The sequence below is a fragment of the Mesorhizobium sp. M0802 genome (genome assembly GCF_040320115.1).
Classification (GTDB): Bacteria; Pseudomonadota; Alphaproteobacteria; order Rhizobiales; family Rhizobiaceae; genus Mesorhizobium.
Genome location: NZ_JAMYOY010000044.1, coordinates 1 through 9086 on the forward strand (window position 1 = coordinate 1; position 9086 = coordinate 9086).

General features: G+C 57.9%; 7 protein-coding genes and 1 pseudogene. 1 reads left to right on the plus strand and 7 read right to left on the minus strand.

Annotated features, from left to right (window positions below):
* Positions 1-127: 127 nt before the first annotated feature.
* Positions 128-311, plus strand: a pseudogene (locus NKI10_RS30495) (3-methyl-2-oxobutanoate hydroxymethyltransferase); the annotation flags it as partial.
* Positions 312-558: 247 nt separating this feature from the next.
* Here NKI10_RS30495 and NKI10_RS30500 read toward each other — a convergent pair.
* The 7 genes from NKI10_RS30500 to NKI10_RS30530 all read right to left on the minus strand — a co-directional run.
* On the minus strand, positions 559-1296 hold the full coding sequence (locus NKI10_RS30500) for a GntR family transcriptional regulator (RefSeq protein WP_352862591.1): 738 nt from the start codon (positions 1294-1296) through the stop codon (positions 559-561).
* 943 nt (positions 1297-2239) lie between these two features.
* Positions 2240-3268 (minus strand): ABC transporter ATP-binding protein, encoded by a 1029-nt coding sequence (locus tag NKI10_RS30505; protein WP_050588740.1) that lies wholly within the window; start codon positions 3266-3268, stop codon positions 2240-2242.
* Positions 3265-4272, minus strand: a complete 1008-nt coding sequence (locus NKI10_RS30510; RefSeq protein WP_352862592.1) for an ABC transporter ATP-binding protein — start codon at positions 4270-4272, stop codon at positions 3265-3267. The genes NKI10_RS30505 and NKI10_RS30510 overlap by 4 nt, the downstream gene beginning before the upstream one ends.
* A 1-nt stretch (position 4273) precedes the next feature.
* Complete coding sequence (locus NKI10_RS30515) at positions 4274-5155, minus strand: ABC transporter permease (protein ID WP_031194352.1); 882 nt, start codon at positions 5153-5155, stop codon at positions 4274-4276.
* A gap of 1 nt (position 5156) precedes the next feature.
* Positions 5157-6098 (minus strand): ABC transporter permease, encoded by a 942-nt coding sequence (locus NKI10_RS30520; RefSeq protein WP_352862593.1) that lies wholly within the window; start codon positions 6096-6098, stop codon positions 5157-5159.
* Positions 6098-7711 carry an ABC transporter substrate-binding protein gene (locus NKI10_RS30525; RefSeq protein WP_352862595.1) on the minus strand — a complete coding sequence of 538 codons (1614 nt, stop codon included), beginning with the start codon at positions 7709-7711 and terminating at the stop codon, positions 6098-6100. The genes NKI10_RS30520 and NKI10_RS30525 overlap by 1 nt, the downstream gene beginning before the upstream one ends.
* Before the next feature lie 719 nt (positions 7712-8430).
* A partial coding sequence (locus tag NKI10_RS30530; protein ID WP_352862594.1) for an MlrC C-terminal domain-containing protein occupies positions 8431-9086 on the minus strand: 656 nt, incomplete at its 5' end.

The window sequence follows — 9086 nt, forward strand, 5'->3', positions numbered from 1 at the left end:
GCCGCCAAACCGGATACTTCCTCCCGTCACTGCGGCACTGCCGCGTCAATGGCTTAGCCATTGTTCAGGGCCGACTCGTTAGTTGAGTCATTTCTCCTCGTCGGATGCACTAATTTAGCGGTCACAGATCCCAAAGCTCCAGCAGCAGGCTTGGGACGATCGCCGACTGGTGATGACTACGGGCTATGATGCTGTCACGGCCCGCTGGTTTGATCCTTTGATCCCGTCGATATCATCCTAGTCTAGTTGGCGACAACGTCGGCAATGTCTGCCTCGGCTTTGACAACCCACTACCGGTCAGCATGGCGATGTGTCAGGTGACAGGCTACGTGCGATGCTGAACGATGCAGCCAGCAAACAAAACTTGCTGCCACGCCCGCAGATTTAGCCAAGACCAGAGGCGCGCTTAAATCCCTGCTTCATCTCGATTTTCTTTTGAATGGGATAAACATTGCTCGTCCCGGTTTCATCGCTTTGTCTTTGCCCATCGGCACGGACGATCTTGCCTACGCGGTCTCGACTTTTGAAGCCTTCCTCGATCGCTGGGCCGAGTTAATTTTAGATGAGATTTGATGAAACTACATGTTCTACGCCGTCGTGCCGTGAGGCAGCGGGCTTAGGCCATGCCGCGAGTATGTCTTCCGCAGCCATGGTAATATGCCGCGAGATGGCAGCCTGAGCGCCGGGTCCATCCTGTTCTTCTAGCCGTTCGATGATACGCTCATGTTCGTCGTGGTAACGGCCGAGACTCGGATGCCCATTAAGGACCCCAAAATACGGGCCTATCTGCAACCAGAGCATTTCTATGCAGGGCAGCAGCTTCTCGGATCCAGCCGCCTGATATATCGTAAAATGGAATGCTCGATTAGCGTCGAGCATACCGCTGAAATCTGACTTACCTGCACATTCGATCTCCCGGCGCAGCAACTTCCGGAGGAGCTTTACAAGCTTTGGCGTTGCATTTTCCGCTGCCCATAATGTGGCCAGTCCTTCGATCCCCAGTCGCACTCGACAAAGATCTCGTACCGTCTCCGGAGAAAATTCCGGCACTTGTACAGCCCGGTTCGGCAACGAGATAAAGGCTCTAAGCGCGACTAGGCGACGAACTGCTTCCCGAACAGGCATCGGACTAGTCTCGAACTGGGCGGCGACCTCCCGGATGATGACACTTTGACCTGGAATGAACCGTCCTGCCATCACGGCAGCCGACAACGATGCGTAAACCCGATCGTGCATCAGGGCTGGCTCGATCGGCTGCATAATTCGATCTGGCTTGGCCTTTGGAGATTCGGTCATGATATGCGCCCTTCTTTCACTTGATCAACGATCAATTAAATTGAATGTTTGACTCATACGTCAGGTTGATGAAGACATGAAGGGGGTAGGACAGTTTTAATGCACATTCTTTCACGGCGCGGACACTCATAAGAGCGAATAGAACCCAATTTGGAAGACTTTCGCAAAAACGATTTGTCGCTTCCCGAGGGCGCCTCCCATATTTCGTATGGCGTGCCACGCAGGCACTGCACGGCACACAGGTGCGCGCCCATCATTTGTACCATGTCGAGAATGGTCTCGGTAATCAACGAGCGTTTCCAACCTCGGACAAATGGAGCGTGATATCATAGAAATGTGCCTATCACTTCTTGGGGGAATCCGGGGTCAAGTAAGAAGGTACCTTACCCGCGTCAACGATGTCGACTTCTTCCTCGGCCTAACGCCCTACCAGCGTTGACGGGTTGACCAGTTGATCCCCTCGAACGTCGTATTGTCCTGAACACGGCAACAAGGGCCTTTCGAAGGCACGACAGTCGTTCGCTTAGGTGTCGGCTCTTGCGCCGAGACCGGTAGAATCGTCGGAACGTCCTCTGTCGCCCAGCTTAACATCGGACAAGTCGTACCCAATTCACAGCAGCATCGACTTGAACAAAGCCTCTCGGCGAGGCAGGCTCGCGCTTCGCAGAGCAGGAACCACACAAAGGGCCTTATCGATCGGCTCCCAGTCAATCACTGGCAAGCGCATTCAAAGACGAATGCTTGACTGCGATCAACAGCTAAACCAAGCTTTGCAGACCAATGCGCCGGTGAGGCAGGATCCCTTAATCCACTGTACTCATTGAGGGAACCACAGATCAACACTTCAGTCCAGACACCACGCGACCAGGTCGCCTAGCGTGGCGCCATCGCCCGTCATCTGCATCTCAATGATCCGCTGCTCTCTGAGCGAGCCTAACCTGTTTCATCCCACCAGCGTCCATGTTGAAGTCGGCAGCTGGCGGCCTTGGGGGGTGGCTGTAGCCGGAGCGCGCACATGACAGGCCACGACGCGGCCGTCTGCCATTGGCACCAGGGGCGGCACTTCGAATCGACAACGCTCGACCGCGAGCGGACAGCGCGGGTGGAACGCGCACCCTGTCGGCGGGTTGATCGGGCTCGGCACCTCGCCCTCGACGGGCGGCTCCAGCCGGACTCGGGTGGGATCCGGCACCGGGGCCGCCGCGATCAGCGCCTCGGTATAGGGATGCACCGGTTTCGCAAAGAGCACCTCGCTCGGGGCGAGTTCCACGATCCGCCCCAGATACATGACGGCGACGCGATGCGCGATATGCTCGACGACGCCAAGGTCATGCGAGATGAAGACGAAGGCGATACCCATCTGCTGCTGGAGATCCAAAAGCAGATTTAAGATCTGGGCCTGCACGGAGACGTCCAGGGCTGACACCGCCTCGTCGGCGATGATGAGCGAGGGGTTGAGCGACAGCGCACGCGCAATGCCGAGCCGTTGCCGTTGGCCGCCCGACAGTTCGGATGGTAGCCTGTGCATCATCTCGGGCGCCATTCCAACCTTCTGAAGAAGGTCCGCCGCAAGGGCGTTGCGTTGCTTTCGGCTGAGGCGCTCGAAATTCTCGACGGGCTCGGTGATAATCTGTCCAGCGGTGAGACGCGGGTTCAGTGATGAGTAAGGATCCTGAAACACCATCTGCATCCTACGGCGATGCGCGCGAAGCTCGTGCTTCTTGAGGCCCGCAATATCGGTCCCATCGATCATGACGCGTCCGCCTGTCGGATCGGTGAGTCGCATCAATAGCCGCGCGACAGTGGACTTGCCGCAACCGGATTCGCCGACGATGCAGAGCGTCTCACCTGCCTCGACGGAAAAAGACACTCCCTCCACTGCCCGCACCACCGGAATGGTCTTCTTGAAAAATCCCCCGCCGAGCGGATAATGCTTGGTCAGATTCTCGACTTTCAGCAATGGACCGCTCATGCGCATACAAGCTCGTCTGAGCGCCAGCAGGCTGCGGCGTGACCCGATTCAATGTCACGCAGGACGGGCGTCTTCTCGCGGCAAAGATCGATCGCGAACGGGCAGCGCGGTGCAAAGTTGCACCCGATAATCGGTTCACGGAGGTTTGGTACAATGCCGGGAATTTCCGGCAGACGGCGCTGACGGCCGCGCCGCCGGTCAGGCACGGAGCGCATGAGAGCCTGAGTATAAGGATGCATGGGACGTGCGAACAGATCAGTTACGGTCGCTTGCTCGACGATCCGGCCAGCATACATGACGATGACGCGCTGGCATGTCTCGGCCACAACGCCCAGATCATGCGTGATAAACATCACGGCTGTTCCCATACGCTCTTTCAAATCGACGATCAGCCGCAGGATCTGCGCCTGGATCGTAACGTCGAGCGCCGTCGTCGGCTCGTCGGCGATCAACAGTTCTGGACAGCAGGCAAGCGCCATGGCGATCATGACGCGCTGGCGCATACCGCCGGACAGCTCATGGGGATAGTTGTTGACGCGACGCTCGGGATCTGCGATGCGGACGAAGCGGAGCATTTCTTCGGCCTTGGCCATCGCAATTGAACGGGAGGCTCCCGTGTGGATCTGCACCGCTTCAGCGATCTGCTGACCGACCGTGCAGACCGGGTTCAGACTCGTCATCGGATCCTGGAAGATCATGGCGATCTTACCACCGCGGATCTTGCGCATCTCCCGTTCAGACAGATTTAGGAGATCCCGTCCACCGAAGCGGACTTCGCCGCCAACGGTCTTGGCGGTCAGCTTCGGTAGCAGACGAAGAATGGAAAGGGCGGTGACACTCTTCCCGCACCCGGATTCGCCGACGACACCGAGAGTTTCCCCCTTCATTATCTGGAAACTGATGCCGCCCAGCGCGTGGGTAACGCTTTCCTCGCCGTAAAAGTGCGTCTCAAGGTCTCGAACGTCAAGAAGCAAGTCATGGTTAATCGTATTGTGCATTTGCATGTCAGCGCCTCCGCTTGGTGCGGGGATCGAACATATCACGCAGACCATCGCCAAGCAGGTTCACCGCAAGAACCGTGACAGCGAGACATATTCCCGGGGCGAAGATGGTCAGTGGGGCGATTGCGAGAAACAAGCGCGAACTAGCGATCATGTTGCCCCAGCTGGGGATTTCGGGCGGCACACCCACCCCGAGGAAACTCAGCCCAGCTTCGGTTAGAATTGCACTCGCGCTCACTGTGGCGCTTTGCACCATGAGTGCCGGAATGGTGCTCGGGAGGATATGCCGCAAGAGCACCTTCGGCAGCCGCGCACCGCCGCAGAGCGCCGCCTCCACGTACGGACGTTCGCGAACGCTGAGGACCACCGAGCGGACCAATCGGGCGACCGCCGGCGTCTCGGGAATAGCAATGGCGACGATGAGGATGCCAATCCCGGGACCCGTCAGAGAGATGAGCGCAATGGCCAGCAGAATCGTCGGGATCGACATCAGGCCGTCCATGATCCGCATGGCGATATTGTCAAACGTGCGGTTGTAGCCGGCGAGAATCCCGATGAGGAGCCCAAGCAGAGCCGCGCACGCCGCCGACATCAATCCGACCATAAGGGAGATCCGGGCGCCGAAGATCGTTCGCGCGAACACGTCCCGACCAAGATTATCGCTTCCAAACCACATTTTGCCCGAAGGCGGCTGGAGACGTTTGAACGGATCCATGTTCCCCGGATCGCCGGCGTAAAGCGGGGCGGCGAGTGCCAGAACAATCAGGAGCGCCAACAGGCCGCCGCCGATCAAGACCAGCGGATGACGCCGTGCCAGACGGGGAAAATCAGATATTCGCAGGCGACCCGTAGGAACGTATTCAACTGGTGCGGAAAAAATCGTCATATCAGTACCTGATGCGCGGATCGATCAGCGTATAAGCAAGATCGACCGTGAGATTGATAAGGACGTACAGACCCGAAGTCAGCATGAGCACGCTCTGAATAATCGGATAATCGCGGTTGCTTAACGCACTCACCACCAGCCGACCGGTACCGGGTATGTTGAACACCGTTTCCGTTAGAACCACTCCGCCGATCATGTAGGCGAAGCTTATGCCGATGACGGTCAGGATCGGTACGCCGGCATTCTTCAAGGCATGGTGGAAAAGCATAGCATAAGAGGAAGCGCCCTTGGCTGCGGCTGTTCGCATATAGTCTTCCGACAGGACTTCTAGCATGCTGGCCCGGGTAACCCGGGCGATGAAAGCGATGTAGCCAAGACTAAGGGTCACGGTGGGCAGGATCAGGTGCACGAACCAAGGCCAAAGACCACCCTCGATCGGCGCATATCCCTGGACCGGCAACCAATGTGTTTGTATGGCGAAAAAGTAGATCAGGAAGAAGCCGATGACGAATACCGGGACTGAATAACCAAATGCAGAAAAGGCCGTGAGGAGGCGGTCGACGAGACCGCCAGATCGCCACGCGGCAAGGATGCCGAAGGAGACCCCGACCGTCACTGCGAGAATCATCGTCAGGATTGAGAGGGAAAGAGTCGCTTCAAGCCTCTGCGAGACGAGCTCGAGAACCGGTCGTCCGGTCAAGATCGAGGTGCCAAAATTGCCGCTGAGCATGTCGCGCACCCAACGGATGAACTGAACCGGCATAGGATCGTTCAAGCCCAGCTGCTCACGAATGCCGGCAATTACTTCAGCCGTGGCCGACCGGCCGGCGATCATGGCAGCCGGGTCGCCCGGCGCCAGCCTGAGAAGCAGGAAGACGAAAATCCCGACCATCGCCATGACAGCGATGGCCGAAACAACTCTGCGGAAGATGTAGACTGTCATCAGGCCGAGACTTTCTCCATGTTCCACATCGGGCACCGTCCCAAGTCATTGCTTATGACGCCGGTGAGCGTCTTGCGGCGTGCAGAGGGCTCGACCGCCTGACCCAGGAAAACCGCTCCGACAAAGTCCCACCACAGGTGTTGCATCTTGCGGGCCAGAGCCTTGCGCTCATCCAGCGTTCTGACAACCGCCCATTTGCTCCGTAGCGCCTCATATTCGTCATTCTTCGGCCAGCCGTACCAAGCGTTTTCGCCATTCGCCTGGAGGAGAGCGGCCCCGATTGGATCGGAGAGAGCGAGATTGGGCCAATTCGATATGTGAATGTTCCAGCCGTCTCCCTCAACGGGGCCTTTGTTCGCTCGGCGCGCGGTTATGCCGGCCCAGTCGCTCGGCGCCAGCTCGGCATTGACGCCGATCTTCTTTAACTCTGACGCCAGCAACTGGGCGCAATTGTCGCCTTGTGGCCAGTCTGTAGAGTCGAGAATGACGACCTTCTCGCCGGCATATCCGGCCTCCTTGAAGAGCTGCTTGGCCCGCTCTGGGTCGCCGCCCTTCTTATACCATCCCGTATTTTCGTCATTTGAGTATGGAGATCCAGTACCGAATATAGAGGTTAAACTCTGGGCAAACCTAGGATCGGGAGCCGTGACCCTCAGGAATGCCTCCTGGTCTACCAAATGCAAAAGCGCTTGACGCGCCTTGGCGTTGTCGAACGGCGGCTGGAGAAAATTAACCCGCGCAAAATAGTCTTGCCCTCCCCCCAGAACGACCTGCAATTGGAGATCGGGATCGCTCTCGACTGTAGAATAGAAGTCGGCGGGGCAAGTAAGCAGGAAATCAATCTCCCCCGCCTGCAACGCGGCCAACGCCGTCTGTTGATCTGAGATATTCTCCCAAATGGCTCTGTCAACTTTTACAATTTTCCCCCCAGCCAACCCGTCGGGCGCCTCCTTCCGGGGCACATATTTTTCATAGCGGTCGTAGCTGAAGTTCGCGCCAGGCTTGGCGAGAGCACGATTGAACTTGAACGGCCCCGATCCGATATTGTCTGTTACCTGCTCTGTTGGGGAAAAATTCGCGTCCTTCTGTCTCATTACAGCTAGAAACTGTGTTGGCGAGGCCAGCGTGTCGATCAGAAGCTCGAATGGCTCCCTCAGTGAAATCGTGAAGGTTCTCTCATCCTTCTTCGAGACATCCTTTGCCTTTTCCATTAGCATTTTTCCACCCGGGGCCGCCGCACCCCAACGGCGGATCGAGGCCACACAGTCAGCAGCGGTGACAGGGGATCCATCGTGAAAGCCCAAGCCGTCCCTAAGTGCGAATGTATAGGTCAACCTGTCTTCGGACACGCCCCAATTGTCGATCATTTGTGGACGTGCCGCCCGCTTGGAGTCGAACGCAAAGAGCGTATCATAAATAGCTAAGCCATGGTCTTGAGTATCGCCGCTTGTCGTAAAGAGCGGATCAAAACTCGCGGGAAGAGTGCCCCCGAGCACCAGGCGCAGCACCCGCGTGTCAGTTGAAGCAGCCTGAGCCCGCACAATAGACGGTGCCGACCAGGCGGTTCCTGCAGCTACGCTCAACTTGATGAGATCGCGTCGAGAAATTTCCATGTTTTTACTCCCTGTTTTGAGCAGTCCCATTGCCGCTTGCTTTGCGGATTGCTTCCCCCCGGCAAAGCCTTGCGAGCGGTCCAGCTCGCCATTCGGCTAATTGCCCGATTCACGATCCACGATAACTGGATCGGACCTCGCCCTCCGAGCGCGCTGTCGACCGTCGTGCGTTCTGCACTCACTGAAGTCGCGAGGATCGCTTCATGGCGATTCCCAGGTCTTTCGTGCCTTTCGCAAACCCAGCTTCACAGTTTCTCGTACATGGCGCCACAATTGATCCGCACGCATACACTATCAAATCTTTGATCAAAGATCAATAGCAATTATGCTTGCGTCCACGCTTGTAGCGCCTTTCGCGCTTACCGCACCGGCTTCGAGGCGTGCAACGAACCGATCTCCGCCCTTCGACATCACCGCTCGTCTTGGTCCCCCCGGTTTGCGGCCGACGTGGTTGCATTTATAGCCTCTCCATTCTCGGCATGTTAGAACGCCCGGATCTTGAGCGGGTCGCCTTGCAATACTTTCAGCACACGAAGGACCACCTGCCGTCAATCAGATGCATGGCGCGGGTTAAACTATCACCTGAAGATAGCCTGCCTTCCCAAGCGGTAATGGGCCGTGAGTCCCATCCTTTATCTGCGGCGGCAGGCCCACTGGTCAACGCCACGCCCCGAAAGCGCATCGCGATCAAGCGCTCAGTCTCAACCAGCCGAGCCGTCTCAACTCAAGTCCAGCGGCCAGATCGGCCGCCTGAGTTTTTTCCAAGGAAACTGCTTGAAGTTGAGCGAGCAGAGGCCGCCGGCATCGACATAGATGAGTCTCCGCCCAATCGGCTCGAAATCGGCACGGAAGTGGTTCATCGCCTTGCAGGCGAGGATATTCACGCGCTCCGGCTCGATGCCGTACATACGGAACTGCTCGCGCTCGTAGATCGGCGTGGCGTAGGTGGCGACAATAATCTGCATGCCGTCGAGATCGAGGCGGAAGCTCGGGCCCATATTAGCCCTGGTGCCATTCGCAACCTTGCCCTTGCGGACATAGATCCCGTCGGAGACGGCGCCCACCGTTCCGATCAGTCGGATCGGCGTGCCGCTGAAGCGCGGATCCTTCTTGCCACCGAGGTCTACCGTAACCGTCGCGCCGATTCCCGCTTTGAGCCCGGCCGCGGCGGCGTCCGAATCGGCGATGGCGCCGACCGCAACGCCCTTGATGCCGGCTGCGATCAGGGCGCGAATCAAATTGGTGGCATCGCCAGGTGCACCGCCATCGGGATTGTCGGTGTAGTCGCCGATCAGCAACGGACCCGAGCCGGATGGAGCGGCCTCGCGGGCGATGCTGATGGTCTCGTCCATGGGGAGTAGCCGGACCGTTTCGC